General features: G+C 65.1%; 20 protein-coding genes. 9 read left to right on the forward strand and 11 right to left on the reverse strand.

The window, feature by feature from the left end; translation table 11 throughout:
* Nucleotides 1–15: 15 nt before the first annotated feature.
* Together AAEP86_RS01255 and AAEP86_RS01260 are read right to left on the reverse strand one after the other, a co-directional pair.
* Nucleotides 16–1,164 carry a hypothetical protein gene (locus AAEP86_RS01255; protein WP_420367049.1) on the reverse strand — a complete coding sequence of 383 codons (1,149 nt, stop codon included), beginning with the start codon at nucleotides 1,162–1,164 and terminating at the stop codon, nucleotides 16–18.
* Entirely contained in the window at nucleotides 1,161–2,033 is an 873-nt protein-coding gene (locus tag AAEP86_RS01260) for a hypothetical protein (RefSeq protein ID WP_420367050.1), read from the reverse strand. Before AAEP86_RS01260 ends, AAEP86_RS01255 begins: the two co-directional genes overlap by 4 nt.
* A 376-nt stretch (nucleotides 2,034–2,409) precedes the next feature.
* On the opposite strand from AAEP86_RS01260, the gene AAEP86_RS01265 reads away from it, so the two are divergent.
* The 5 genes from AAEP86_RS01265 (at nucleotide 2,410) to AAEP86_RS01285 (ending at nucleotide 7,851) form a co-directional block, all read left to right on the forward strand.
* Complete coding sequence (locus tag AAEP86_RS01265; protein WP_420367051.1) at nucleotides 2,410–3,480, forward strand: hypothetical protein; 1,071 nt, start codon at nucleotides 2,410–2,412, stop codon at nucleotides 3,478–3,480.
* Nucleotides 3,481–3,575: 95 nt separating this feature from the next.
* Nucleotides 3,576–4,481, forward strand: a complete 906-nt coding sequence (locus AAEP86_RS01270; RefSeq protein ID WP_420367052.1) for a hypothetical protein — start codon at nucleotides 3,576–3,578, stop codon at nucleotides 4,479–4,481.
* Nucleotides 4,482–4,572: 91 nt separating this feature from the next.
* Nucleotides 4,573–4,935 carry a hypothetical protein gene (locus AAEP86_RS01275; RefSeq protein WP_420367053.1) on the forward strand — a complete coding sequence of 121 codons (363 nt, stop codon included), beginning with the start codon at nucleotides 4,573–4,575 and terminating at the stop codon, nucleotides 4,933–4,935.
* Nucleotides 4,936–5,268: 333 nt separating this feature from the next.
* Nucleotides 5,269–5,904 (forward strand): ABC-three component system protein, encoded by a 636-nt coding sequence (locus tag AAEP86_RS01280; RefSeq protein WP_420367054.1) that lies wholly within the window; start codon nucleotides 5,269–5,271, stop codon nucleotides 5,902–5,904.
* A 222-nt stretch (nucleotides 5,905–6,126) separates the two neighbouring features.
* Nucleotides 6,127–7,851, forward strand: a complete 1,725-nt coding sequence (locus tag AAEP86_RS01285; RefSeq protein ID WP_420367055.1) for a DUF2326 domain-containing protein — start codon at nucleotides 6,127–6,129, stop codon at nucleotides 7,849–7,851.
* A 123-nt stretch (nucleotides 7,852–7,974) separates the two neighbouring features.
* Here AAEP86_RS01285 and AAEP86_RS01290 read toward each other — a convergent pair whose 3' ends face one another.
* The 5 genes from AAEP86_RS01290 to AAEP86_RS01310 all read right to left on the reverse strand — a co-directional run bounded on the left by AAEP86_RS01290 (nucleotide 7,975) and on the right by AAEP86_RS01310 (nucleotide 14,752).
* Entirely contained in the window at nucleotides 7,975–9,144 is a 1,170-nt protein-coding gene (locus AAEP86_RS01290) for an ROK family protein (protein WP_420367056.1), read from the reverse strand.
* Nucleotides 9,141–9,929, reverse strand: coding sequence for a carbohydrate ABC transporter permease (locus AAEP86_RS01295; RefSeq protein ID WP_420367057.1), 789 nt, complete (start codon nucleotides 9,927–9,929; stop codon nucleotides 9,141–9,143). Before AAEP86_RS01295 ends, AAEP86_RS01290 begins: the two co-directional genes overlap by 4 nt.
* Nucleotides 9,930–10,029: 100 nt before the next feature.
* Nucleotides 10,030–10,968, reverse strand: a complete 939-nt coding sequence (locus AAEP86_RS01300; protein ID WP_420367058.1) for a carbohydrate ABC transporter permease — start codon at nucleotides 10,966–10,968, stop codon at nucleotides 10,030–10,032.
* Nucleotides 10,965–12,218, reverse strand: a complete 1,254-nt coding sequence (locus AAEP86_RS01305) for an ABC transporter substrate-binding protein (RefSeq protein ID WP_420367059.1) — start codon at nucleotides 12,216–12,218, stop codon at nucleotides 10,965–10,967. The genes AAEP86_RS01300 and AAEP86_RS01305 overlap by 4 nt, the downstream gene beginning before the upstream one ends.
* Nucleotides 12,215–14,752, reverse strand: coding sequence for a glycoside hydrolase family 97 catalytic domain-containing protein (locus tag AAEP86_RS01310; protein WP_420367060.1), 2,538 nt, complete (start codon nucleotides 14,750–14,752; stop codon nucleotides 12,215–12,217). Before AAEP86_RS01310 ends, AAEP86_RS01305 begins: the two co-directional genes overlap by 4 nt.
* A 129-nt stretch (nucleotides 14,753–14,881) precedes the next feature.
* Between AAEP86_RS01310 and AAEP86_RS01315 the strand changes: the two genes are divergently transcribed.
* A complete protein-coding gene (locus AAEP86_RS01315) occupies nucleotides 14,882–17,014 on the forward strand; it encodes an alpha-galactosidase (protein ID WP_420367061.1) in 2,133 nt (710 codons plus the stop codon).
* A gap of 57 nt (nucleotides 17,015–17,071) precedes the next feature.
* Nucleotides 17,072–19,795 (forward strand): glycoside hydrolase family 97 catalytic domain-containing protein, encoded by a 2,724-nt coding sequence (locus AAEP86_RS01320; RefSeq protein ID WP_420367062.1) that lies wholly within the window; start codon nucleotides 17,072–17,074, stop codon nucleotides 19,793–19,795.
* 220 nt (nucleotides 19,796–20,015) lie between these two features.
* On the opposite strand, the gene AAEP86_RS01325 is transcribed toward AAEP86_RS01320, so the two are convergent.
* The gene (locus AAEP86_RS01325; RefSeq protein WP_420367063.1) at nucleotides 20,016–20,360 is read right to left on the reverse strand and encodes a histone-like nucleoid-structuring protein Lsr2; all 345 of its coding nucleotides are present in this window, start codon (nucleotides 20,358–20,360) and stop codon (nucleotides 20,016–20,018) included.
* Between the two features lie 109 nt (nucleotides 20,361–20,469).
* On the opposite strand from AAEP86_RS01325, the gene AAEP86_RS01330 reads away from it, so the two are divergent.
* Entirely contained in the window at nucleotides 20,470–21,501 is a 1,032-nt protein-coding gene (locus tag AAEP86_RS01330; RefSeq protein WP_420367064.1) for a PDDEXK nuclease domain-containing protein, read from the forward strand.
* 804 nt (nucleotides 21,502–22,305) lie between these two features.
* Here the strand turns inward: AAEP86_RS01330 and AAEP86_RS01335 are convergent.
* Nucleotides 22,306–22,854, reverse strand: coding sequence for a hypothetical protein (locus AAEP86_RS01335; RefSeq protein ID WP_420367065.1), 549 nt, complete (start codon nucleotides 22,852–22,854; stop codon nucleotides 22,306–22,308).
* Between the two features lie 163 nt (nucleotides 22,855–23,017).
* A complete protein-coding gene (locus AAEP86_RS01340; RefSeq protein ID WP_420367066.1) occupies nucleotides 23,018–23,701 on the reverse strand; it encodes a GNAT family N-acetyltransferase in 684 nt (227 codons plus the stop codon).
* Between the two features lie 112 nt (nucleotides 23,702–23,813).
* On the opposite strand from AAEP86_RS01340, the gene AAEP86_RS01345 reads away from it, so the two are divergent.
* Complete coding sequence (locus AAEP86_RS01345) at nucleotides 23,814–24,908, forward strand: hypothetical protein (protein WP_420367067.1); 1,095 nt, start codon at nucleotides 23,814–23,816, stop codon at nucleotides 24,906–24,908.
* Between the two features lie 839 nt (nucleotides 24,909–25,747).
* Here AAEP86_RS01345 and AAEP86_RS01350 read toward each other — a convergent pair.
* The gene (locus AAEP86_RS01350) at nucleotides 25,748–26,245 is read right to left on the reverse strand and encodes a GNAT family N-acetyltransferase (protein ID WP_420367068.1); all 498 of its coding nucleotides are present in this window, start codon (nucleotides 26,243–26,245) and stop codon (nucleotides 25,748–25,750) included.
* Nucleotides 26,246–26,262 lie beyond the last annotated feature (17 nt).

A 26,262-nucleotide genomic window follows, 5' to 3' on the forward strand; every position in this document is an offset into this window, starting at 1 on the left:
ACGGTGCGCGTTCAGTCAGTGACGCGGTCGAAGCGTGGCCATGAGGCGCGCAAGGCGTGACGGGCCGGTTTGCTGCTGTAGGGCTTCAAGGGTTGCGATGCGGCGCTGTGTGCTGCGGATACCTCGTTTGAGGTCATCTGCGGCGACGCGCGCGATGGCGCCTGAAAGCGTCAGCTGGGCAGTCCAATTCGGAGCCGAGGCGGAGGGGCGGCGGAACAGCAAGGGTACAAGTAGCTCAGCGGCGGTGAGAACGAGCAGTGCCGTCGCTGCCTTGGGTGCGATGCTCGTCAGCGAGGCGTTACTGAAGACGACGATCGCCACATAGCTGAGGTACGTCCAGATGCGGGTCCAAAGCCGCATTCCGCGCCTGGCTGAGTTGAGGGTGCCGGCGTTGATCTGCAGCAGCATCAGCAGCCCGCTGGACGTGCCAACGCTGCCGACCAGAGCTCCTATCCAGAATCCGGTCCCGTAGATGGTCTGCACGATAGTTCCAGTGACGATGCCGAGGATCAGGGCGTAACCGATGGTCGTCAGATGCGCGATCCAGATGTTCATTGCTGCCTGCGGTAACACGGCAAGCCGCTGCTGCGCGATATGGAGCGTCTTATAGGCGCTACTGAGCTGTACCTGGTGGGCGGGGACTACGAAGCGTCCGACCTCAAGCCCGAGGACCCAGCAGATTCCCGCGGTTGGAATGACGATCACCAGCAGCGGCGCCCGACTCGGATCATCCAAAATCACGGCGACAGCGAAGGCGGCGAGGAGCAGCGCGGAGCCGGCAATGACGATTCCGATCAAACCGATGCTCTGGCGAATCTTCCGGCGATGTTCGACGTCGACAAAGTCTGCCTGTCCTGCGAGTGAGATCCCGAAGAGCACCAGCACGACGGGCGTGTAGGTAAGCAGCGCAGCAATTGTTGACGTCTGCAGGGCTGCGCCCCAGCCGGGCATCCACGCCAAGGTCGGAGTCGATGAGCGCAGCTCTCCCGGTATCTCGGAGGCGATCGTCGCGCCGATCCAGAAGAACATCCCGACAACGACAAGCGTGACGATGTGGATCGCACGGCGTGGGGTCGGAAGGCTGTCGGGGTCACCAGTAAGAGCGGATGCGGAAATCATGCCGTACGGTCTCGCCCACCACCGACATGAGTCGATGTCGATCACTCGGCGATGCCGTTGGGGTCTTCGCCGAGGAGGCGGATGTCGAACCAGGCTGGGCTGTTGAGGCGGAGGATGTAGCGGTCGCGGTCGCGGCGTCGGTGAAGCCATCCGTAGCCGATGAAGCGCGCTTCAATGAGGTCGGTGACGTCTTCGAGCGCGTACGCGTCGAGCAGGTTCGTCATCTCTGCGGCGGGGTAGGGGATGGAGAGGGTCTCAAACCGTTCAGTGTTGATCCAGTAGGTGTCGCCGCTGTGACCGACCCAGCGGATGCTGCCCCAGTACAGCCGCTGCCGCGGATGCTCCACCTCCGCGGCTCCTGCAGTCGCCGACGGGACGCTGGCGGTGCGGACGAAGGTCCTGATGATGCCGGTCGGGCCGGGACCGGGCAGCTCGAGCTTGTCGTCACCCGCCCGGTAGGCGGGGTCGCGGATGAGATCGTGGAGGACGCTACGGAGCCCACGATTCGGCACCGCATCCCGCGACGCCGTCGCGGGCGTTCGGCTGTTCGAGGCATCCTGCGAGTCGGCCGGGGTGTCCGGGTCACGATGAAGCTGCACACCGGCCCCCGCGCCCGATCGCCGGTGGGCGGGAAGAACGTGCAGAAGCGTACTGGCGGGCCGAGCAGGCGCGAGGGGTGGCAGGGGGCGCGGTTCGACCGGTTCCGTGGTGGCGGATCGGTAGGGGCAGTCGTTGGTGGTGTGGTGGGCGGCGAAGGTGGCGCGGCGTCCGTTGCTGCCTCGTCGGCGGTAGATCGCTGGTGCGGCGCAGCCGTAGCAGTTCAGCAGCAGCGCGACCTCGTCCCGGTCCGCGGCATGGGTGAAGCGTTCGGCGCTGATGGTGCGATCGGTTGTGCCGATGCGGGCGAACTCCACCGCTTCCCCTTTTCCCCAGGAATGGTGCGCCGATCGTACAACGCAGATCCGCTCGGGCGTCGGCGGTGAAGAAGTGGCTTCTGTGGGACGGCACGGCTGCTGGATACGTCGGTCCGTCGCTCTACAGTGCTGGTAGCCGACAGCCTGGGAAGGAGCAGCCGTGACCGACACATCCCCATCGGATCTCGGGGGTGCTGTGGTGTCGGATCTGGCGGTCGGTTCGGTTCGGTCGCTGGGGCGCGCCGCGTCGACGAAGCAGCGTGCCGCGGCGGAGCGGTCCCGGACCGCATTCGCCCGGCAGCGCGCCGCAGGCGGGGACGGGGAGCCGGCCGGTGCGGGGTCGGCGGTGGTGGTGCCGGTAGGGGTGTCGCCGCAAGTGTTCGCAGAGGCGTCACTGTCGGCGAACACGGTGCGGGCGTACCGGTCGGACCTGCGGCAGTTCGCCCGCTGGCGTGCCGGGTTCCTCGACGACGAGGTCTCCGAACCGCACGAGCTCGAGCAAACCACCACCGCTCCGGTCGACCCGACCGAGGTTGCGGCGTTCCTCGCGGACAAGGCCAACGCCGTCCTGCCCGATGGTGGGCAACGGTACGCACCGGCGACGATCAGCCGCTACGTCGCCGCAATCGACTGGGAACACGCCCGCCGCGGCCACACCCCACCCGGCTCCACAGCGATCGTCCGCGACGTCCTCAAGGGCATCCGCCGCACCCGGTCCGTTCCGGTGCGGCGGGCAAAGCCGATGACGCTCAAGGCGCTGCAGACGACGCTGCTGAAGATCAACGTCGCCGACCCGCAGACCGGCGCCCTCGGGACCCGGGATCAAGCGCTGCTGCTGTTCGGGTTCGTCGGCGCGTTCCGTGAATCCGAACTCACCGCCCTCACCGTCGCCGACCTCCGCCTCGTCGACGGCGAAGGTGTCTACGCCCGGGTTCGGAAGTCCAAGACCGATCAGGACGGCCTCGGCCGGATCAAGGTGCTGCAGCAGGGCGCGAACCCGGTCACCTGCGCTCCGTGCGCGCTCGTTCGACTCTCTCGGCTGATGGCCGCGCAGGACGCTCGGGGCGAAGCCGGCCTCTTCACCGCGCTCACCGGAGCAAGCCTCGCCGTTCACGTCTGCGCGGACGGGCTCGGCACCGACCGCCTACCACCGTCGATGCCGTTCTTCCGCGCGGTGTCGAAGTGGGGCCTGTTCCGCAACACCGGCATCAGCCCCACCACCGTCGGAAAAGCCGTCGCCCGCCGCGCGCACGCCGCCGGGCTCGGGGAGGGCGGCTGGTCCGGGCACTCCCTCCGCGCAGGGTTCGTCACCGAAGCACGCAACGCCGGCGCGACGGACGTGGAGATCATGAACCAGACCCACCACACCAACGCCGCCACCCTGCAGATCTACGACCGCGAATACGCACCCCTGGTCCGCAACGCCGTCACCCGAATGCGCTTGTGACCCCCCAAACTTCCCCCAAACCCGGCCCCAAACTCGCGCCCGACAGCAGGGCGCTGCTCGAGGCACACTGGGGCCGGTTCGTCGCGTGGTGCACCGTGTCCGGACACGAGTCGCTCCCGGCGACGGCAGCAACGATCGGACAGTTCCTGACGCTGTTCCCCGGGAGCGCGTCGACGCAGCGGCTCCGCCGCCGTGCGATCCGCACGCACCACCTCGAAGCTGGCCTCTCGGATCCGATACCCACGGTGGAGGCCCGGGTGTGGCCGCGACCAGGAGCCACCGACCATGCGACCGTCGGAGAGGCGCTTGCGACGATCCCCAAGTACCGGTACCCGATCGGGCTTCGAGGCCGCCGCGACGCGTTCCTCATCGTCCTGCTCGGGGTCCTCCATCTAACCCGCGAGCAGGCCCGCACCATCACCCCTGCCGACGTAGCGGTGACGAGCATCATCCGGATCTGCGGCCACGTCGTGCCCTCCTCTGACGACCCGGTGTCCTGTGCTGCCTGCGCGGCGACCCGTTGGCTTCGCATCGTCGGACCGGTCTGGACCGGGTTTCGCGGAGACGTCATCCGACTCCTCGACCCGACCAAGGGCAACCTGGACCGGCACGACTGCGAACAGGCGGTACCGGGGGAGTGGCGCCGGGCGGAGCAGCTGCTGTTGCCGTTAGACGTCTACGGATGGGCGCGCACCGGAGTGAGCCTGTCGGGCCGGTCAATGACGAGCATTATCCCGAGCCGACGTGCCGCAGCAGCGGATGGTCAAATTCCGAAGGAGCTCCTCGGCGCGGTCGCACGGAAGCCGTCACGGTTCGACGGACTGTCGTTACAGGAGACGTACTCCGAACTCGGCGCCACAGATGCGGCCGTCGACGCAGCCCTCACTCGAATCGCAGCGGCCTGGGGTGATGCCCGGGCACTCGACACAGACCTCGAAAAAGCAACTAGCGTGCCCAAGCACGAGCTAGCACCAGACAGCACCAGCCAGGGCGTCTCCTAGATGACGTAGTTAGGTGATGACGGCATTGAGGACGATCGCGGCGCGGTACCGCGTAGGCAACACCGCCGGCAAGTCCGGTTACGCTCGCCGCATGGACCAGATCGCTACCCACGCGAATATCAGCCGTGACGTCCCTGTCGGCGCGAGCGAAGGCATCTGGAAGCTCACGCTCTACTCGGATACCGGGTACGTCGTCGACGCCATCGCACTCCCCACCCGCGACCGCAGGGCCAACCCCCTCGAGGAGGCGACCAGCGTGCTCCGGAAGCAGCAGTACTCAGTCTTGGGCTGGGTGCAGCCGGGCGACGAGGAGTGGAACGCGGAGGTCGCACGGTTCGGGGCGCAGGACACGATCACCGTGCACTTCGTCGACGAGGGCCTGCACCTGTCCGGCACGGTCGAGTCGTACGGCAAGCCTCGCTTCGTGGAGCTCGAAGTCGAGAACCCGGACTAATGGGGCATACCTCAGAGCGACACGGGGCCGGGCCGCATCGGCCTGAGTGCCTTGCTGGGGCCGGAAAGTGAGGCCAGATCGGTCTCGTCCGAGTGGTAGCTGGGAAAGGTGGGGAGACAAGTTGGCAACACGACGATAACTCGCCGAGATCGGCGCTAGCGCAACCGGTAGTGTCTGACTATGGCTCAAAATTCTCTGCGGGATCGTGTGCCTGCCGCCCAGGAGAAAGTGGTCATCTCCCGAAGTGGCAACAGGTGTGCCTATCCCGGTTGCGGTCTAGATCTGACGATTGACCCTCTGGCTGAGGGCGACCGCCCTAAGGCAACCGGAAAGGTGGCGCACATCGCGGCCGCCAGCCCGGGTGGGCCTCGATTCGACTCCAAGATGACAGCGGCAGAGCGCGGCTCGGCCGAGAACTTGATCTACTTGTGCGGCCCACATCACGACGCGGTAGACACACAGCTTCAGTACCACACGCGAGAGTTTCTCCTCGATGCGAAGCATGTCCATGAAGCGGCAGTGGAGCGCGCTGTGAGGAGTGCTCTCGGCGAGGTGAGTTACGAAGAACTCTCCGTGGTGTGCACTGTCATCGCCAGTTCTGCAACGACACCGCAAGAACTTGGCGTTGAGCTCGCCGTGCCTCTACAGGAGAAGATCGAGCTGAACGAGTTGGGGCCGTCGTCCGTTCAGCGGATTATCGATGGGCTCTCGCAAGCAAGCCGAGTTCAGGACTTTATTGCGTTCCAAAACTCCGTTGCGCCCTCGTTCGGGCGAAGTTTAGTTGCGCGGTTCAAAAGCGACTATTACGCTGCACGCGCAGGAGGACTCGAGCCCGATGCCGTATTTGACTATTTGGTTGACACGGCAATTCAGAACGCTGGCCCTAGGGATACACCTCAGGTTCGTGCGGCCGCGCTGGCTGTCATCGCTTACCTCTTTGAGATTTGCGAGATATTCGAACGTGAGTGAATTATTTCCGGATAAATTCACACCCTTAGGGCGTACAATCGTAGGCGAAGCTGCTGCACTGCTGGTTATTCTAGGCGATCGCAGCCTAAGTATCGGGCAATTATATGTCGAGCACCGCCAGACGTCGGCGGCAATAACGTACGACAGTTTCACTGACGCGCTGACGCTTTTATACGGCGCTGGCGTACTTGATTATGAAAACCACATGATAAGGGTCGGCTGATGTTTATTCGCCTCAGTGCTAACCACGACGAATTCAAGCCTATCAGCTTCCAGCCTGGTTTCAACGCAATTATCGCCGATCGCGCTCCTGATTCAACGGACCAGGACAGCCGTAATGCTCGCGGCAAGTCGACAATGCTCATGCTGATCAATTATGTGCTTGCCGGTAACCTCCACAAGAGCTTGCGGCCGCTTGCTGACGACGGGTGGGAGGTGACCTTGACCCTTCAGATGTTTGGCGGCACCGTGGCTGCGACGCGTTCGTTGTCGAGCGGCCGCAAGCTTTCGATCACAGCGGATGGGCCGGCCCGGGAACTGATCAGTCCGTGGCTCTCAGAAGGTCAGATTGCCGTCGATAGTTGGAAGGAGCTACTGGGGTTGTCGCTCTTCCGGCTGGAGCCAGTCGAAGAAGATCCGACTGGCGGGCTGTCCGTCCGCACGCTTTTGTCGTACGTGATCCGCACCGACACCCCCAAAGATCCTCTGAAGGTGATCACGCAGCAAGGTGCAACCAGCAGCCGAGAGCATGTTGCATTTCTGATGGGGCTGGACTGGAAACTAATCCACGATTTGGCCGCTATAAAGAAGGGCTTGGATCAGTTGAAGGCGATCACGGCGGCGTCCAAAGAAGGCCTGGTCGCTACGCTTCGCCCGGAGGATGTACTTGTTCTCGAGCGTGCTGCGTTGAAAAACGAGGTGGACGAATGGCGTCAGCGGGTCGAAGGGTTCCGAGTTCTTGAAGACCCCAATTCGTTGGTTGCTCGTGCCGACGAATTGACGGCCACAATCAGTCGCCTGCGTGACGAAGCTGTGGTGGACAGGCGCATGCGCGAACTGTATTTGGCGTCTTTATCGGATGCCGAAAGCGCCGACGTGGACGCGTTGCCCGTCGAGGAAATTTTTGACGCTGCCGGAGCGATACTGTCTGACGGTTTTAAGCGGCAGGTAGGCGAGGTCCGTGAATTTCATGCGGCGCTGCTGGAGAACCGCCGTCTGTTCCTTGGTGAGGAAATCGATTCGCTCGACATGCGCATCAAGGCACGCGCAGCAGAACTGTCGCGTCTCGATGAGCAGCGTGACGGTGCGCTACGTATATTGGACGCAGGTGGCGCGCTCGACGAGCTGAACGGTATGCGCGCCGAGCTGAACGAGATAGAAGCCCGAATGGCGGCACTCGACCTCCAGATTGACCAAGCCCGTGAATTGGTCACCCGTCGGGAGGAGCTTAAGCTCGAGCAATCCACGAAGCGGAACGAAGCAACCCGGTACTTGACCACGTCGCGAGAGAAGCTAGATGAAATTAGCGACCGTTTCGGTCACAAAATGCGGCAGCTCTACGGCAAGGACGCCGCGTTAACAGTCTCTGTCGATGACGCTGGATACAAATTCACGATCCGGGCAGCTGGTGCCGGTAGCACTGGTGTTGATAGGATGACCCTTTTTTGCTTTGACCTCACCATGCTCGAAGAGGGAATCGCAACTGCGCATCACCCCGACTTCCTCGTGCACGACTCATCGGTATTTGACGGCGTGGACCCTCGACAGCGAGCTAGTGCATTGCAGTTCGCGCAGGCCATGGTCGAATCCACTGGCGGTCAGTACATCTGCACGATCAACAGCAATGATGTGCCTGACGAAGTCCTCGACGAGGATTGGTTCAGGGCTGGCGTTATTCGTACCGTGCTCGACACCGAAACTGGGGGACTCGTCGGCAGGGAGTTCTGATCGCATCGAGCGTGGTGCTGCTACGCAAGACTGTCATCAACCGGAGGTGTGACTTCCGGTTGACATAAGAGACCGATATCAGCGGAGTTGACCTCCTAGAGAACCTCGGCTGGGTCCTGGTGGTTAGGCGGAGCCCGATGAAATCGCTCGGACCACGGACACTGCGGCTCCGCGGGCCCAGTCTGTGAACGTGTGCGACCTCAGAACCAGTTCACACTCGCTGGCTGAGGAGAATGCGTGCTCGAGGAACGTCTCACGGATGCTGTCACCGTAGAGGTCGAACTTGTCCACCCCCTCACCCGCGATCACGATGACCTGCGGGCCGAAGAGGTTTGCCAGTGCCGCGAGGGCTGATCCGATGGTGTCGCCTGCGGATGCGAAAGCTTGCAGAGCGTCAGGATCGCCGGTCCGGGCGAGGCGGATCACCGCGTCGAAGTCGAGCTGAGGGTTGCCCGTGGCGTCTCGCACCACTCGGAGGATGGCTGAGGAGCCGGCGATCGTCTCGACGCAGCCGCGTCGGCCGCAGCTGCACACGAGGTTCCCCGGGGCAAGAGGCAGATGGCCGATCTCGCCGGCGACGCCGCGGCTGCCTTCAACGACGTCGCCGTTGACGAAGATCCCGCAGCCGATGCCCTCACCGATGGTGACGACGGCGAACGAGGCGGTGTCGCGACCTGTGCCGAACAGCTGTTCAGCGTGGGTGAGTGCGCGCACGTCGTTCTCGACGGTGACGGGAAGATCGAGCCGATTCTCGAGCATGCGTCCCAGGGGCACGTCGGACCAGCCGAGCAAGGGGGACTGACGAACTTCGCCAGCGTCAGTGTCGACGTCTCCGGAGACCGATACGCCGACGCCTGCGACATCAGACGGTGCTACGTGCGCACGAAGACGGCTGACGAGCTGCACGACGCTCTGCGCAATGTCCTCAACGGCCGCCGACGGGTTGTCCTGCTCGTCCGTGGCGAGTACCTGCGCCGTCAGGTCGGTCAGGACCCCGTAGGTCCGGGCCTTTGTCACCTTGATGCCGATGATGGCGCTGCGTGCCGGAGCGACGATCAGCGGACTGACGGGTCGTCCGGGGGTGGGGGCGGGCCCTGCCTGCATGTCTGCGGCGTTCGCTTCGATGACGAATCCCGCTTGCATGAGCGGATGCACGGCTTTCGTCACCGCTGCTTGTGAGAGTCCCGTTGCTCTCGCGACATCGATCCGCGCGATCGGGCCGTGTGTGAGGATGCGCTGGAAGACGGCGACGCCGGCGGGTGACGTGACCGGGATCCGTTCCAGCTCGGTCATCCCTTCAAACCGCTCGACGCGATGCCAGCGATGAACTGTCGCTGCAGGACGATGAACACGACGATCAGCGGCAGGGAGACCACGAGGGCGCCGGCCATGAGCGTCGGGTAGTTGGTGCCGTATTGTCCCTGCAGCGTGGCGAGCCCGACCGGCAGGGTCATCGTGTCGCGGGTGGAACTCACGACGAGGGGCCAGAGCAGGTCGTTCCACGAGTAGAGCGCCGTGAGCACGGTGAGTGCGGCGAGGGTCGGGACGGTCATGGGGAGCATGATCCGCCAGAAGACCTGCCACGCGTTCGCGCCGTCGAGTCGGGCTGCTTCCTCGTACTCCTTCGGCACGGTCTTGAACGCTTGTCGCATCAGGAACGTCCCGAAAGCCGAGAACGCGCCGGGCAGGGCGATCGCGGGGAGGGTGTTCAGCAGGCCGACGTTCTTCACCAGGTCGAACTGCGCGATCAGGAACAGTTGGCTCGGTGCCATCAGCATGAGCAGGAACAGACCGAACAGGACGTAGTCGCCTCGGAAGCGGTAGCGCGCGAAACCGTAGGCGGCCAGCGAGCAGAGGACGAGCTGCCCGGCGACGCGCAGGACGAGGGCGCCCGCCGACATTGCGAACATGCTGGCGATGGGTGTCGCGCCGAAGAACGTCGCGTATGCGTGGAACGTCCATGTTGCCGGGAGCCACGTCGGCGGCACGGAGGTGGACTCGGGGACCGTTTTGAACGTCGTCAGGATCTGCCAGATGAACGGCGCGACCATGACGAATGCGCCGACGATCAGGAACACGTGCAGCCATCGGTCCCCGGTGCGCCTTGGCCGTCGGATCGGAGCGGGTGCTGCGGGATTCGTCGCCACCGCGCGTTGCGTCCGAGGAGCAGCGAGCTGGTCAACCATAGAACACCCACTTCTTCTGCAGACGGAACTGTACCGCGGTGATGAGGATGATCACGGCGAGCAGGACGAGCGCCAACGCTGAACCGTACCCCTGGTTGTACTGGATGAATGCCTTCTTGTAGAAGAGGTAGACAACGGTCTCCGATCCGTCGAGCGCGGGCGATCCCTGCCCGATCATGACGTAGATGAGGTCGAACATCTGCAGCGACGAGATGACCGACAGGACGGCGACGAAGAAGACGCTCGGCGTCAGCAGGGGCAGGGTGATCGAGAAGAACTGACGGACTCGGCCCGCGCCGTCCAGGGAGCTGGCTTCGAGCAACTCCGGGGGAATGCCCTGGAGCCCGGCACCGAGGATGATGATGTTTGTCCCGAGTCCCATCCAGATCCCGACGACCGAGACGGCGAAGATCGCTACGTGCGGGTCGGCGACCCACGCGGGTCCGCTGATCCCGAAGGTTCCGAGGAACTGGTTGAGCAGTCCGTAGTCCCCGTTGTAGATGTACCTCCACACCATGCCGACAGCCACCGGCAGGGTGACGACCGGCAGGAAGTAGAGCACGCGGTACACGCTCCGTCCGCGAGCAACGGTGTGGATGGCGTACGATACCCCGATCGCTAGCGGGATTCCGAAGAGGACGATGACCGTGTAGACGGCGCTGTTGCGGAGCGCCGCCCAGAACTCGGGGTCGGAGAAGAGCTCCGAGTAGTTCTCGGCGCCGGTGAAGGAACCGCCGCCGAACGGGCCCGTCTTCGTGAAGCTGGTGCCGATCGTGCCGATGAGCGGCCAGAGGTAGAGCGCGGCAAGACCCAGGAACGCCGGGGCGATGAACGCTAGACCGATCGATCCGGTGCCGTACCGAGACCGGCCTCGCTGGTCGTGGCGGGCGGGGCGCTTGTCGGCGCCCCGCCCGATGGAAGTGGCGGTCATTCGTTCTTCAGGGCCTTGTTCATACCGGTCGCGAGTTTGTCGGCGGCATCCTTGATGGGCTCCTGCAGCTGCCAGGCCGGGGTGAGGTCCTTGTCCTCGAGATCGTTCCACACGGACGTGTTGGCCGACACGGGATACACCACGGAGTCCGGGACCTGGTCGAGGAACGACTGCAGGTGGAACTGCGGCATCGACTTCACCCAAGCCGACTGCGTGCCTTCGTACGCAGGGATGACCGCTCCGGTCGCTGCCTGGATGTCCGCGGCCTTCTTCCCGCCGAGGAAGAGCAAGAACTTCTTGAGTTCAGCCGGGTGCTTGCTCTTCGAGTAGCCGACGTTCTGGATGCCGTTGATGACGGTGGCGGTCTTCTCGCCCTTGGGGAGCGTGGTGACGTCGACGTTCGGACGCAGGGTCTTGTTCTCGTAGAACCGCTGCGCGTAGAAGGAACCGCCGTAGTACATCGCGACCTTCTGGTTCTCGAACTGTGCGACGGCTTCGGTGTCGGCGAACTGCTTCAACGTCGGGGACTGGCCCTTCTTGATGAAGTCGACCCAGTACTGCAGCCCCTTCTGCGTTGCGGCGCTGTCGTACCCGGAGGTCTTGCCGTCCTTCGAGATCACCTCCCCGCCGGCCTGGGCGATGGTGTTGTAGTAGCCCTCTTGCCGATTCAGTGGAGCTGCGATGCCGTAGGTCTGCGTGCTCGGATTCGTGAGCTTCGCCGCCGCGGCCTGCACGTCGGACCAGGTCCACGAGGTCGTCGGGTACCCGACGCCGGCGTCGTCGAAGAGCTTCTTGTTGTACCAGAGGCCGATGGTGTCGAAGTCCTTCGGCAAGCCGTATTGGTGACCCTGGTAGTTGAAGAGGTCTACCAGTGGCTTGGGATACTTCGACATGTCCACCTTGGCGGCCTTGACGGCGTCGTCGAGTTGCAGGAGCTGGTCGTTGGCGGCGTAGAGCTGGAAGTGGTCACCGAGCATCCAGAACGCGTCCGGTGCTGTTCCGCCCTGGGCTCCGACCTGCAGTTTCGTCCAGTAGTCCGCGAAGGGATTCACCTGGAGCTTGACGTGGATCTTCGGGTTCTCGCGCTCGAACTCATCGATGAGTTTCTGCATGGTGTCATCCTGTGACCACACTCCGTACGTCAAGGTGACGTCCTTGTCGCCCGTCGTGGCGGAACCGCCGGCGGAGCATCCGCCCAGGAGCGCGGCGACGGTGACTGCTGCGGCTGCTGCCGCGAACCACTTCTTCATGGTTGTCCTTTGTCTGCAGTGGTGGGGACCGAGTGGTCGCCGATGGTGATGGTGGGGTCGATCCAGTCCACGTGAGCAGCCGTTCCCGACGTTCGGTGGGGTTCGGTCCGCAGTTCGATGACCGAGGATCCGGTCAGGTCGACCGCGACCTCACGAGGGGGCGCACCCGCTTCCAGCGTCAGCGCGAGAGCGGGCCGACCGTCGAGAGCCACGACAACCGACGCGGAGGACTCCGGGGTCTCGTCGTCGATGGCGACGATCGCGGTGAACAGACCGCCTTGACCGCAGACGAAGAACTCGATGGCGGAGTCGTCGGTGACGCCGAACCCGGTCGAGTACTCGGTTCCGGCGACCCGCATCGTCTGCCCGTCGTCGGGGTCTCCGCCCCCGTTGGTCTGGTTGGTCTCGACGGGTCCGAACGAGTTGCGAGCACTTGCGTAGGGCACCGTGGTCAGGTCGTGGCGGCCCGCTCCGAGCGGCAGGAACAGCCGCGCGTGCCCGGTCGCTGGTAATGCCGCCCCGTCTCGACGGCGGGCGGTGAGCACTCCGACGGAGCCGGGCTCACTGTCCCTCGCCGGCAGCACCGACCACGTTCCGTCGTCGTGCGGATCCGCGCTCCATCCGGGAGGCACCTGGAGGTGAGCGCCTTCCTCCACGCGCACCGTCGTGCCCTCGCGGGCCACCAACGAACGAACCGGCTCGATGCGGACCGCGGCGCGGACGGCGTTCGGAGCGGCTTCCAGGACGGTCTCGACGGGGTCTGGAGAAAGCACTGCGACGAACCCCCCGTCTCGCGCAACAGGGACGACCACCGGGCCGGCGTCCACCGCGAAGGTCCGGTCCGTGAGACCCGCACGCGAGTCGTCGTCGGTCACGAGCCACCCCGAGTAGTCGGCGTCGACGAGGTCGGCGGGGTCGAAGCGGATCTCTCGGGACGGACCCGTCGCGATCGCTCCGACGTACCACCGGTCGTCGAACCGGCGAGCGATGAGCGCGTACTCGTCGGGGTGACCGCCCAGGAGGCGCACCTCGTGCCAGCGTGGCGGCATCGCGGCGAGGAAGCGGGCGGCGAAGGGCCGCGAACGGTACTCGTCGGGGTCGTCTGCGAAGTGGGTGATGCCCGACTCGTAGACCACGGCCAGTGCGAGCTCATGCGCGTCCGAGGTCGTGCGAGCCGGTGCGGAGAACGCCACCGGGGTGTAGTCCATTGATCCGACGACGTTGCGCGTGAAGGGCTGGATGACGTTGTGCGCGGCCGTCAACGGGGTGCCGTAGAACACGTAGTACTCGGCGCCGCGGATGGCTTCGTAGGAGATCACGTTCGGGTGTGTCCGCGCCCATCCACGCGGGATCACCGAGCCGTGGAAGTTCAGCATGAGACCCACCCGTTCCGCCTCGGCGATGATCGCGTCGTACCAGCGGTACCGGTCCTGTGATTCGGACTCCATGAAGTCGACCTTCACACCGGCCACTCCCCACGACTTCCACAGCGCGAGCTTGCGCAGCTGCTCAGGACCGTCGAGGTCCGACCACGAACTCCACAGGTGCACCTGGATCCCACGCTGGCTCGCGTAGGCCACCAGCTCCGGCACCCACGCCGCGTCCCAACCGCAATCAACGAGGACGTGCTCCCAGCCCTGCTCCGCAGCGAAGTCGGTGAAGCGCATCTGGTCGGCGAGGTACGCGCCGGAGTACTGGCTGGACCACCACGACCACGCACCGCGCCCGGGGCGAGCCACGACCGGAACAGTAGGGTCCGCGGCAGGCGCGAGGTCGTCGACGAGGGTGGACGCGACGATCCCAGCCAGTGTCCCCGTCACGACGACCCGCCACGGCGTCTGGTGTGCAGGGCTGACCGTCAGCGGCACATCCGCCGCGGCCACCCGGACGACACCCGGTGCCGCGCCCGCCTCGCGGACGAGGTGTGCGCCCGAAGAACGACCGTCGATGTCCGACTCGCTGAGCAGCAGCCACACACCCTCGTCCTGCTCGACCAGTGCCGGGAACCCGTAGGCACCGTCGCTCAGGCGGGCGACGTCGACGCCGAACCGTTCCGTCTCATACCAGGTCTGGTACTCGAGCAGCCAGGCCCTTCTGGTCGGGGACAGCGCGAACGCTGTGTGCTCTGCGCCGAGGCTGAGGTCGGCCCCGTTGCTCGACTGGGGAAGGCTGTAGCGGAAGGCAACCCCGTCGGGGGCCGCGCGCACGATCAACTGCCAGTCCCGCCCGTCCGCCGACCGGAGCGCCACCGTCATCTCCTCGTGGTCCACGGTTCGCTCGCCGGTACTCTTCCCGACGTGTGCGGTGTAGGTCTCGGTAATCGAAGCGCGGGACACGTCGAGGAGCGCACTGCCCAGCCCGAGCGTCCCACCATCACAGTCCACACCGAGGTCGGCTTGCAGGATCGAGCGCGACCCGGCGCGAACCTCAAGCTGCAGATGGTCAGCGGCTGAACGCACCGTCGCCGCCACACCGGTTGGGTGCTCGACGCTGACATTGAAGATGGTGGCGTCGTCCTGCTGCGTAATCGTCATCGATTCGGGTCCTTCGGGTGGTTCGGTCGACCGGTGGCCACACGATAACCCCCGATAATTCACAGTGTCAAGTAATGTGGTGCTGTGACTGTTTCCTCGAATCGCCCAGATGACCAGCAGGTGGGCGCTATGCCGATCCACCTCCACAACGCCGCGGTGAGCGTTGTAATCGACGTGCAGGGGCTGCCCTCGGTCAGCTATTGGGGAACCGCCCTTCCGGATGACCCGGGCGTGCTTGCTGACGTGGTGCGGACGAGTGACCCGGCCACGATGAACAGTTCTTCTGACGCTCCGAGACGGGTCTCCATCCTCCCTGGCAGGCAGGACGACTGGTCTGGAACGCCGGGGGTGGAGTGGCACCGAGCCGGCACGGTCGCTGCGGGGTACGTCCTTGCTGACCACAGCGCCGATTCGACGAAGGCCCTCTTCGAGGTTGCCGACACTGACGGCCTCGTCCTCATCCAGGTCACGTACGAGCTTCGGTCCTCGAGCGTCCTCGTGGTGCGTGCGCGAGTTCAGAACACCTCCGATGCTGTCATCGACGTGTCGGCTCTGCGTCTGTCGATGCCCGTACCGCAACGCGCACGGGACCTGGTCGACTTCACTGGTCGCTGGAGCGGTGAGCGACGATCACAGCGTCGGCAGGTAGGGGATGGGACGTGGCGACGAGCGACGCATCGTGGCCGGCCGGGGCACGACGCGGCTTTCATCACCGCCGTCGGGACGGGCTCGTTCGGATTCGGGCATGGGGAGGTGTGGGCAGCACACGTCGCGTGGAGTGGCAACCAGGAACAGCTGTTCGAGCGCCTTCCCGAGGGCGCGGGTGCGCTGACCGGGATGCTCACGGTCGGGGAGATGCTGGAACTCGGAGAAGTCCGTCTCGACCCGGGTGCGACCTACGAGACGCCGGACGCACTGTTCGTCTACTCCAACCGGGGGCTCGACGGCGTCGCGGACGCGATGCACCGGTCGGGTCGCGCCAACCTCGCGTACCCCCGGTCCCCTCGACCCCTCACGCTCAACACCTGGGAAGCGGTGTACTTCGACCATTCCCTGGAGCGGCTTCTGGCCCTCGCGGACCGGGCGGCGGACATCGGTGTCGAACGGTTCGTCCTCGACGACGGGTGGTTCCGGGGGCGCCGTGACGACACGCGTGGGTTGGGGGACTGGTCCGCGGATCCTGAGACGTGGCCGGAGGGCCTCGGGTCGCTCTCCAGCGCTGTGCACGATCGAGGGATGCAGTTCGGACTGTGGTTCGAACCGGAGATGATCAACCCCGAGTCCGAACTCGCAGTCGAACACCCCGATTGGGTCCTGGGGTCCCCTGATGACCGGAGTTTCCGGCACCAGTTCGGTCTGGACCTCACGAACCAGGATGCCTTCAACTACATCCTCACGCATCTGCATGAAGCCGTTGCCGCCTGGCAGGTCGACTTCATCAAGTGGGACCACAACCGTGACCTCACCAATCTCGTCTCGCGGCGCACCGGTCGGTTCGCGACTCATCTGCAGACGCAAGCGTTCTACCGCCTCATCGACACCCTCCGCGCCGCACACCCCGGGCTCGAGATCGAGTCCTGCGCCAGCGGTGGCGGGCGTGTCGATGCCGGTGCGATGCAGCACGTGCAACGTGTGTGGCCCTCGGACACGAACGATCCGCTGGAACGGATGATGGTGCAGCGCCACACCGCCTTGCTTCTCCCTCCCGAGCTCGTCGGCGCACATGTGGGACCCGAGGAGGCACACACGACGCACCGCTCGACCAGCCTGGCATTCCGTCTCACCACCGCGCTCTTCGGGCACGCAGGCCTCGAGTGGGACATCACGCAGTGCAGCGAGGAAGAGCTCCAGCGTCTCCGGGCGTGGTCGGCGATGTACCGCGAGTTCCGACCCCTGCTGCACGGCGGGACCACCAGCCACGCCGACGGGCTCGACGAGGGCGCAGCACTGACCACCGTGGCCAGCCCCGACCGCCGTTGGGCCCTGGCGGCCTGGTCCCGGCTGGAGACCTCCGCGACGGCGCACAGTCCCCGCGTACGGATCCCGGGCCTGGATCCCGCGCTCCGGTACAGCGTCACGGCGCGTACTGATCTCGGCGAACCGAGCTTCCACCAGGTCGCAGCTCCCTCCTGGCTCATCGGCACCGAACCCGTGGAGCTCAGTGGCGCCGTGCTCGCCGTAGCCGGCGTGCCCCTTCCCGTGTTGAACCCCGCGAACACTCTCCTGCTCGAGTTCCGCGCAATACTTGACAATGTGAATTAACACGCGGTTGACTCCCGGAGGGCGCACAGGGGCGCCTCCTGAGAGGGGATCATCATCATGCATTTCCGACAGCTGGTAGCAGTGACGGTGGGCACATCGTTGCTTGCGGCCGCGGGCATCCTCAGCGTGGCGGCGCCTGCAGAGGCGCTCACCACCCACACCGTGGCCTCACCGGATGGGTCCACCTCACTGTCCGTTCGCAACGAGGACGACGGTTCGCTCACCTACAGCGTGCTCCAAGGCGGACAGAGCGTCATCGACTCCTCGAAGCTCGGGATCGTCACCGCGGCCACCGACCTCTCGACTGGTCTGTCCTTCGATGGAGAGAGCGATCGACAGGTGAATCAGTCCTACTCGCTGGTCGAGTCGTTCAACGGACCGGTCACGTCGTCGGCGAACGAGATGACGCTCACCTACCACCGCGGGGCAGCGCAGGTACAGGTCGTCGTCCGTGCGCAGAACGACGGTGTTGCGTTCCAGTACAAGGTCAGCGGCGTCGGAACGACGTCCATCACACGAGAGGCCACCACCTTCAAGCTGCCGTCCGGTACAGGCTTGTGGGCGAGCGACTACCGGGACGCGAAGGACTACGAAGAGCGCTACCCGTACGTGTCGTCCTCGTCGATGGGGACCAGACACTTTGCGATGCCCACCCTCGGGAGTCTCCGCAACAACGCTGCTTGGTTGCTCATCAGCGAGGCAGGGGTCTACGACAACGATGGCCTGTACCCCGCCGTGCGCCTCGACGCCCAGGGCGACAACAACACTGAGCTGAAGACCCAGCTGCCCGGTCCGGACACGAACGTGTTCTCCACCGTCAGCAGTGATGTCGCCGTACCGACGGGCGGGACGTTCAACACTCCTTGGCGGGTCATCGTCACCAGCTCGAGCTTGGACACCCTCACGAACACCCACCTCATCACTGACCTCAACCCGGCGCCAGCGAGCGGGACGGACACGTCCTGGATCAAGCCGGGCAAGGCGACCTGGTCGTGGTGGTCGAACGAAGAGAAGGCCAGCGACGGCGACAACATGGTGCTCTCGCAGAAGTCGTACGTCGATTCGGCAGAAGAGCTCGGCATGCAGTACGTGACCGTGGACTGCTGCTACAACGACAGCAACGGGGACGTCGAAACCATCGCCGCCTACGGCAAGAAGCACGGCATCGGCGTGTTCATCTGGAAGAACAAGGGCGACTTCACCAACAGCGACGGCAGCTACTTCACCCAGACGCAACTCGACAGCGCTCTGCAGACGATCGTCGACCGCGGTGTTGCCGGTATCAAGATCGACTTCATGCAGTCCGACCGTGCGGACACCATGGCGCTCTACCAGCGCATCGCCGCCGCGGGCCTGAAGGCGCACCTGCTCGTGAACTTCCACGGCTCGACCAAGCCGTCCGGAGAGAACCGGACGTACCCGAACATCATCACCAGCGAAGCGATCCTCGGGAGCGAGCAGTACAAGTACGACCGCGCTCCCACCGCAGCCGATGACGCCACCTACCCGTTCACTCGCAACGTCGTCGGTGGGATGGACATGACCCCGGTCGTGTTCTCCATCGACTCGCTGAACACCACCCAAGCCCACCAGCTCGCCCTCAGCGTCGTGTTCTCCTCCGCCATGCAGCACTTCGCTGACTCGAACGCCGCGTACGAGACATGGGTCGGTCGCCACTTCCTCCGCGCAGTCCCGACCGTCTGGGACCAGAGCAAGGTCGTCGAGGGATTCCCCGGCAACTACGCCACCATCGCCCGGCGATCCGGCAATGACTGGTACCTCGGCGCCATCGCCGACGGCGCCCGCACCACGTCCATCCCGCTGAACTTCCTGGGCAGCGGCAGCTACACGGCAACGATCTTCCGCGACGGCTCCAGTGACCGTCAGATCACCAAGGAAACCCGCACCGTCACCGCAAGCGATACCCTCGCGATCCCCCTCCGCACGCATGGCGGCATGGCCGTGCAGATCAGCAAGAATCCGCTGCCGATCCTGGGCACGAGTGACACCGTGCTGGAAGCAGAAGCAAGCGGAAACACCCTCACCGGCGGGGCGTCGAGCGCATCATGCGCCGGCTGCTCTTCGGGAACGAAGATCGGGAACCTCACCAACGGCGCCTCGGTCCGCTTCAACACCGTGCCCGGCGGAAACGGCGGCGCGAAGATCCTCCGGGTCGGCTACCTCAGCGCCGACCCGCGATCGTTCACCCTGGCGGTCAACGGTGGTGCTCCCGTGACGGTCGCACCGCCCCGGTCGGGCAACGCCAGCGGCGGCACTCCCGATGGCTTCGGCATTGTTCGCGACGTCGACGTGCCAGTGACACTCAACGCTGGCAACAACACCGTCACGATCGCCGCTGCACCTGGTGGCTTCGCTCCGGACATCGACCGGATCATCCTCGAATCCTCCTACGAAGCAGAGGCGAGCTCGGTCACACGCACTGGCAACGCCGCGGTGACCGCTTGCAACGGCAGCGAGTGCTCCGGCAGCAAGGTCGGGTCCATCACCGGCGCCTCGACGCTCACCTTCACCAACGTGAACGCCTCGACAGCGGGTTCCACCACTCTGCAGATCCGCTACGCCGCGACCAGCGCCCGAAGTGCGCTTCTCTCGGTCAACGGCGGTCCGACCCGGACCGTCACCTTCCCTGCGACCGCCTCCTCGGATGACGTCAGCACGAAGACCGTGTACGTCGACTTGCAGGCGGGAACGAACACCGTCCGGCTCGACGCTGGCGGTGGGACAGCACCGGACATCGACCGCTTGCTCGTTCGCCAGTAATCGCCAGTCAAGATGACAGTGAGGGGCGGCTCGTTGAGCCGTCCCTCACTCATGCGCAACGCCCGAATGGAGATTTCCGAGAGCACCACCAGACGGATTTGAGCCAGGCGCAGGCAGAACTTCCGCTTAGATCGAGTGACATAACTGCGTCATATCGGCGCCGACGAGAAGAGCCGGCCGCCGCGAAGGGTGGCCGGCTCTTCTGCATGGGGGGGTGGAGTCAGTGTGCGGCGTCGTACGCGTCGCGGACGGCCTGGCTGATCCGGCCACGGCTCGAGACCTCGTGACCGTTCGCATTTGCCCACTCGCGGATCTTCGCGAGCTCGTCCGAGTTGCCTCGCCTGGCCGTCCCGCCGCTGGTGCGGCCCTGACGGCTACCGCTGACCTTCCGCGCGGCAGCAAGGTAGTCGGAGAACGCTTCGCGGAGCGCATCTGCGTTGTTGTCGGCAAGGTCGATCTCGTAGTGGTTGCCATCGAAGGAGAAGGACATGGTGCGGCCCTTGCCCTCATCGATGGTGTCGCCGGTCAGGTCGTCGACGAGGTGCGTGGTGACTTTCTGCGCCATGTGGAGGTCGCCTTTCACTCGGGGGTCGCATCTACCCTGGCATAGCTGGTCCCGGAGAACGCTTTGTTTGGCCCTCTTGTTGTCGGGAGGTCGGGCAGACTAAGCGGTGATGTTTGATTCGACGCCAGCCGTATCCGGGTACGCCGCTGCGCTTGCAGAGCTGAAGCAGCAAGTGCGCGCTGCTCGGTTCACTGCGCAACGCCGCGTGAGCACGGAACTGATCCGTCTCTACTGGGGAATCGGCGCAACCATCCTGCAGCGGCAGGACGATGAAGGGTGGGGAAGCAACGTCATCGGCCGGCTCGCGACTGACCTTCGGGCAGAGTTCCCGGAGATGAAGGGATTCTCGCGGGCGAACCTGTTCTACATGCGCCGGTTCGCGGGAGAGTGGGCGTCGGATGCAGTCGTCCAACAGCCTGTTGGACAACTGCCTTGGGGGCACATCACCGTCCTCCTCGACCGACTCGACGACCACGAGCTCCGCGACTGGTACGCGGGGCGAGCCGCGGCGCAGGGGTGGTCGCGGAACGTGCTTGAGCACCAGATCCGCTCCGCGGCGCACACGCGGCTGCAGGCGGCGCCGACGAACTTCGCCGAGGTGCTTCCGCCGGGGGATTCGGATCTGGCGCAGCAGATCACGAAGGACCCGTACGTGCTGGACTTCCTCGCCCTCGACGGGGACGCGAAGGAACGCCACCTCGAGCAGGCACTCGTCGACCGCATTATCGACACGCTCCGAGAGCTCGGGGAGGGATTCGCGTTCGTGGGTCGGCAGGTGCACTTCGACGTCGACGGGGACGACTTCTACGTCGACCTGCTCTTCTTCCACGTCGAACAGCTTCGGTATGTCGTCATCGAACTGAAGACCGGGAAGTTCAAGCCGGAGTACCTCGGCCAGCTCGGCTTCTACGTTGCGCTCGTCGACGACAAGCTCCGCCGCCCCCAGCACGCCGACACCGTCGGCCTGCTGCTGGTCGCGGACAAGAACGACGCCGTCGTCCGGTACTCACTCGCGGGACAGCAAAACCCAATCGGCGTCGCCAGCTACGACCTCCTCCCGCCCGCTGTCAGAGCGGCCCTGCCCTCGGAAGCCGACCTCGCAGCCGCGCTAACGACAGAGGCTGACACCCTTAAGCCTTGATCCGGAGCGCGTGCCCCCAAAGGTCTCTCCGCCGTAACTCATGGGAAGAGCCGACGGCGGCCAGATCGCCGGGCAGGTGTGTTGAGACCTGCGACCCCTGCATTCTCGCGGGAACCCGATCTGGCCGTGGCGTGCGGTAGTCGATCCTCAACCCGACACGTCAAGAGGGCTGAGCGCAGCCAAGACGCCCCCGCCCTTACGCTCGGAACGTGGGTGACGAACGAGAGACCCTGGTCGTCGAGTATGCCGACGCGCCCTGGCTACCCCCGGGCGGGCGGGCGCAAGCAGTTCGTGGTGGGCAACCGCAAGTCCCGATGTGCCTGGTGCGGCTCCTGCTGCGCCGGGATGACCGAGCCTTCTGTGTCCCCCGAGGCGGCACCGGAAAGCTCGATCTCCCCACTCGCGCCGTCGCGCTCGGCGACCCGGACGGCGCCTCGACGGCGGCCGACTTGGTCGTTCAGGTGACTGGTACAACGCGGCAGGCCCGCTTCCTCGGCGCGGTCCGTAACGTTGTGGATGCAGCCGACGACGACTACCCCTGGCCAGCGCCGCTCGCCCACTTCGGAGTGTGGGTAACGGACGCAGAACCTAGTGTCCCGGGCAACTGGCTCAGTCTTGAAGATCCGGGGACTCCGCTTCGCGACCGACACTGGTTCCCGCTTTTGCAGGGCAGCAGGTCGGAGTTCCGGTAGCCGATCGGCTACCGGGCGCGTTTCGATGTGCTGATGGCCGCCGTGCTGCTTGGGGCGGGCGGGCAGTCATAGCGACAGCATCCGAAAGTGGTGGCGCAGATCTTCCGCGGGCTTAACCCGTCCGCGAGGTGCGGGGCTGCTCGGGGTAGGTGCACTTCCAGCCTCGGTGGTCGTCGGTCGTGTCGCTGCCTTGTCCGTCAGTCAGGTGTCTTTGCACGGTGATGGCGTGACCTGCGGTGAGCTGGCCGCCGTCGGCTTCGTACGAGAGCGCGATGTCGATTTGGCAGAGGTCGAACCGCTCGAGCAGGCCTGAGGTGGTGTCGTTGGCTGCGGCCACGTACCGGTAGACGCCGGGCGTTTCCTCGGTTGCCTGGCCCATTGCACCCTGACGCTGACCGAGATCGGTTGCGGGCCAATCCTGGGTCGCGTCGCCCAGAGGCGTCGTCACGGCGGCTGCCTGACCACTCGAGTCCGCGTCGGAAGGCGATGCTGCATCGGTTGGATGGGAGGCGTCGGCAGGCGTCGATTGCTTTGCCGTGGAAGAGGAAGATGGGACACGCCAGTTTTTCTCATCGCTCGAGGCGGAGCAGGCGCTCACTCCCAGAGTGATGCTCAGAACCAGTGCGATTCCGATTCCCCGGAGCATGTTGCGCTGGTCCAAGTGTTCCCCCTCGTCACTGTGCAAGTTCGCCCGGTTTCAGTCGATCGGAGCTTACCGTCCGTCCATCCCGCTCGGCCTGTGCGCGAGTCCCGCTCGCGGATCCTGCTGCGGGCATCGAGGTGAGCGCGATACCCGCAGCAGGATGATCCACCGGGTGCGCAGCTCATACCGTGGCCCCTGCGTTTCGAGCGACATGCTGATTGAGCTGTGCGTACATGAGCATGTCGCGAGGCTCGCCACCGACTCGTTGCCACGCTCTCATCAGACCCTCGCGCTGGTAGCCGGCTAGCTCCGCAGCCCGCAAGGAACCCTCGTTCCAGGGCTCGATATACAACTCCAAGCGATCAAGATCGTCATGCGTGCGCGCCCGTCGCGTGATCGTTTGCAATGCATCGGCGGCATACCCCCTACGACGGCTCGACCTCGCTACCCAATAGCCTGCGCTGGCGCGCGTCCGCTGCCCCGAAGCGAAGAACAACCCGACGTGACCAACGGCTACGTCATTGGCATTGGCGATGGCGAAGGCGTATCCAGCCCCGGTTCTCAGGCGCGCACTCTGCCGTTCGACGAACGCGAGGGCTTCTGGTTTTCCGTCTGTGACGGGCACCGTCGTGATGAGAGGTATGAGCGGATCCCGCGAAGCCTCCTGAACGACTGCTACGTCCGATGGCCGCCACTCGCGCAGCCTCACCAGACGTCCTGCGAGGCTCGGCAATTGCGGAGGGAAATCACTCATGAATGCGATGCTCGCATGAACCTCCCCGCATCGCTGATGTCGCGTATCCGCCGAGGATATCGATTGGACACCTCGCACGACCGATGGCGGTTCGACCACAGCACGAGCCATAGCTGTCGGAAGGCTGCCCTTGCTCTGGCCTGAGCGAGCTGGGGATGTGTCCTTCGTGCCAGTCGCGCCCTCGCGTTCGGCTTGATCGGTGCCGGCGTCCTACGATCCATCGATGGGGCAATACGTGCTCGAAGTGGTGCTCGTGATCGCGGCCGCCACCGCGGTGCTGTGCGTGCCGCGCGCGCGGCCAGCGCGCCGGCAGCATGCGCCCGGCGTGTGGCGCCATCCCGGTACTTGGCTCGGTGTAACGGTTGCCTTGTTCTTCGTCAACCAGATCCTGGTCACGGCGTTCGTCGATCAGGTTTGGCACGGCAACCCCGGACCGGTGACCCGCTACCTGCCGTCCGGCTGGTTCAATCTCGCTGACCTAGGGTCTATTGCCTGGGCACTCCCCGCCTGGTCCTGGACCGTTCTTCACGTACAGGCCGCTTTGGAGCTGCCGTTTGTGATGCTCGCGTACCTGCTGGTGTGCCGCTGGTGCGGCCAGCAGGTCTTCGCGCGGGTCCTCGCCGTACGGTGGCTGATGTCGGCTTCCTTCACGATCACGTTCTGCCTGATCGAGCTGGACTTCGCGAGCCCGTACACGGCGACCGATCTCGTCATCCGCGTGGCTTCTGGCATCGTCACACCGCTCCTACTGCCGACGCTCGCCGCGGGCACGGGGAAGCCGCCCGGTCTCGTGTCCCTCGCGTTCTCTGTCGGCGCGCTCGGGTACCTGGTGCTCGCGGTCTACGACGTCGCCACGCTGTACAACCTCGGACACGCCGCCGACTGGGCACCCGGCGCCGCGGTTGCCGGGGCAGTCTTGGCGCTGAGCCGATGGTTGGCGGTGCGGGGGAACATGCTCAGGGGGCTGGTCGTGGCGTCGGCCACACGGTCCATCGGCTGGTTCTTGGTGCTTTTCGCGGTCCCGTCACTGTCGCTGCGGTACGGGATCACGTTCGGAGCCCGCCCGATTGCCCTCGTCACCGGAGCGGTGCTGGTCATGCTCAGCCTGTGGTGGGGTTGGGATCATCGACACATCCGGGAGCTGGGGGTCGCCGCATCCGTCGCCGTGCTCGCCGCCACCGCTGGGTACTTCATCACCCCGGGCTACACCGAGGCGCGCCTCCTCGCGGCCGCAGTCGCGTTCGTGCTTACCGGCGGTCTGACTTGCGTTCTCCTCGACCGGTCCCGCGAAACCGCAGACAACGGGGCCGCTTCATGACGCACCCAATCGGGTTGCTTAAGCGAAACAGCCCGGCCGCTCGTTCCGCCTGGTAGCCGATGACCGCTAGGCAGTGTCCTTTCGGGGCAGGATCAGGAGTACCGCCGGGAGGGCGGCTGCGCAGATGATTGCCGCACCGGTGATGTTCGAACTCAAGCTTTGACCGGTCGAGATGTCGATCGGCTCGCCGATACAACCGATGGCGACGATGCGTCCGAGGGGGATGAGCGCGGGAAGCCCCCTCGCGCCGCGCCATGCTCGGACGCTGCCAGTCATCAGCAAAGCAGCTCCGGCGATACACGCAACGATGAAGTACGCGACCCCGCGGTACGCAGCGAGGCTGTGCAGCCTCAGTCTTCCTCAACGGGCTCAGCTGTCGCTGAACCACTACGACGGTGCGGCCCAGTTCACGTACGATGCCATCGAAGGCGGCTCCGTCGGGTCCGTAGCCGCGTCCTGGCGCGGCCTATCCGGTAGCACCGGGGGCGCCAAGCTAGAACTGCAGAAGTCGACGCAGCCGTTTAACTTCGTCTACTGACCGCGGAGGAGGACACCATGTCAGCGCACACCACGGCACGAGCGGCACGACCGGCGGCCGTGTTCCTCATCATCGTGGGGCTCGCGATCATCGGTCTCACCCTGCTCGCTGCGGCGACGCCGCTGCCCATCGCGGTCCTCGGACCGTTCCTGGTGTTCACCGGCTGCATCATGCTGTGGCGCATGCCCCGCATCACTAATTGCGTGGGCCCGACCAACCGGTCGGGCCCACGCTCTTACTACGACGCAGGGCGCCGACGGGTGCCGACGGGGCTGATTAGGGTGTCTCGCTGTCCGATCCGTCAGCGGACAAGTCGCACGGTCGCTCCGATCGGGCCGAAGCTAGATGTGGCACCGTCAGAATTGAAGCCGTTACGCCGATAGAACGAGTGCGCTCGGGGATTGTCAGCTGCAACCCACAATGATGCGGGTCGCTGTCCGAGCACAGCGTCCAACAAAGCTTGCCCTGCTCCACTTCCGTGGGCACGCGCGAGTACGTAAAGCATGCCCAGCTCCTCCGGCCGGACCGCGTCGGGTTCTTCGGCAGTGTTCTGGACCGCGGCGAACCCGATCACGCCCGTTGCATCGACGGCAACCATGGTTGTCAAGATGTCTCCTTCGAGGTTCGATCGCCACATACCGATTCGCCGCTCGACGTCGAACCACGGATTACTGTCGAGGTCGTCCACCAGGTGACCGCAGGTCTCGCGCCAAGACGAGGCGTGCACGCGTGCAATCGCCTCCGCATCACCAATCGTCGCCGACCGGACCACCGCACCTGCTAGATCTCGCTCTCCCATGTCCCGACCGTATCGAC

Origin of the sequence: Curtobacterium sp. L1-20, from assembly GCF_048755855.1 — a bacterium.
In the GTDB taxonomy this organism is placed as follows: Bacteria; Actinomycetota; Actinomycetes; order Actinomycetales; family Microbacteriaceae; genus Curtobacterium.

Coding starts and splice junctions, on each gene's coding strand:
- AAEP86_RS01275 (WP_420367053.1), top strand. CDS start 4,573: ATGGACCAGATCGCTACCCACGCGAATATCAGCCGTGACGTCCCTGTC.
- AAEP86_RS01285 (WP_420367055.1), top strand. CDS start 6,127: ATGTTTATTCGCCTCAGTGCTAACCACGACGAATTCAAGCCTATCAGC.
- AAEP86_RS01290 (WP_420367056.1), bottom strand. CDS start 9,144: ATGACCGAGCTGGAACGGATCCCGGTCACGTCACCCGCCGGCGTCGCC.
- AAEP86_RS01300 (WP_420367058.1), bottom strand. CDS start 10,968: ATGACCGCCACTTCCATCGGGCGGGGCGCCGACAAGCGCCCCGCCCGC.
- AAEP86_RS01305 (WP_420367059.1), bottom strand. CDS start 12,218: ATGAAGAAGTGGTTCGCGGCAGCAGCCGCAGCAGTCACCGTCGCCGCG.
- AAEP86_RS01310 (WP_420367060.1), bottom strand. CDS start 14,752: ATGACGATTACGCAGCAGGACGACGCCACCATCTTCAATGTCAGCGTC.
- AAEP86_RS01315 (WP_420367061.1), top strand. CDS start 14,882: ATGCCGATCCACCTCCACAACGCCGCGGTGAGCGTTGTAATCGACGTG.
- AAEP86_RS01320 (WP_420367062.1), top strand. CDS start 17,072: ATGCATTTCCGACAGCTGGTAGCAGTGACGGTGGGCACATCGTTGCTT.
- AAEP86_RS01325 (WP_420367063.1), bottom strand. CDS start 20,360: ATGGCGCAGAAAGTCACCACGCACCTCGTCGACGACCTGACCGGCGAC.
- AAEP86_RS01330 (WP_420367064.1), top strand. CDS start 20,470: ATGTTTGATTCGACGCCAGCCGTATCCGGGTACGCCGCTGCGCTTGCA.
- AAEP86_RS01340 (WP_420367066.1), bottom strand. CDS start 23,701: ATGGCTCGTGCTGTGGTCGAACCGCCATCGGTCGTGCGAGGTGTCCAA.
- AAEP86_RS01345 (WP_420367067.1), top strand. CDS start 23,814: ATGGGGCAATACGTGCTCGAAGTGGTGCTCGTGATCGCGGCCGCCACC.
- AAEP86_RS01350 (WP_420367068.1), bottom strand. CDS start 26,245: ATGGGAGAGCGAGATCTAGCAGGTGCGGTGGTCCGGTCGGCGACGATT.